We start from the raw sequence: 623 nt of genomic DNA on the forward strand, positions 1-623 counted from the left end.
TTGGTTCACATAAGCTCGGCACTTGGTGCATGTTTCTAAATGGGTTGCGACCACAAGACCAGAAACTGCATCAATGCTTCCCGAAGCGTATGCTTCTAACAAGCTGTTATCTGGGTGTTTGTTCATAGTTGCTCCGTATGCATTGAATGCCTTAGCTTTTCTACTGCAAGCCTCAGCCTGGATTTTACGGTACCGAGGGGTATATCAAATAATTCCGCGACCTGTTGATGAGGTAACTCTTCAAGATATACCGCTTGTAAAACATCTCTCTGGTTTTTCGGTAATATATCTAAAAACTTAACCACCTGTTCTTTCAACATATCTTGTTCTGGTGAATAGTGATCAACAAGATCAGGTGGATAATACTCTGACGGCCAAATGTCATCAGAATGAATGTGTAATTCCTTACCTTTCTGTTTTCTCAGCAGATCAAAACAAAGGTTTCGGATTATGGTATATATCCAAGTCGATAACGCGCTCTTTTCACCATCATAGAGGTGCGCTTTCTGCCAAACTGTCGCCATGGTCTCTTGCACCATCTCCATAGCAACTTGCTCATTACCAACATGTTTGTAAGCGAATTGCTTCAGCTTGGGTGCGTAAAAACGGAATACAAAAGCGAA

1 protein-coding gene and 1 pseudogene are annotated in these 623 nt (G+C 41.9%); both read right to left on the reverse strand.

What is annotated here, in order from left to right; all coding sequences use genetic code 11:
- A pseudogene (locus IQR33_RS20940) lies at window positions 1-126 on the reverse strand (zf-HC2 domain-containing protein); the annotation flags it as partial.
- Window positions 123-623 (reverse strand): RNA polymerase sigma factor (locus IQR33_RS20945; protein WP_193844017.1); only part of this gene is annotated, 501 nt, incomplete at its 5' end. The pseudogene IQR33_RS20940 and the gene IQR33_RS20945, both read right to left, overlap by 4 nt.

The sequence above is a fragment of the Vibrio sp. OPT46 genome (genome assembly GCF_015163535.1).
Lineage (GTDB): Bacteria > Pseudomonadota > Gammaproteobacteria > Enterobacterales > Vibrionaceae > Vibrio > Vibrio alginolyticus.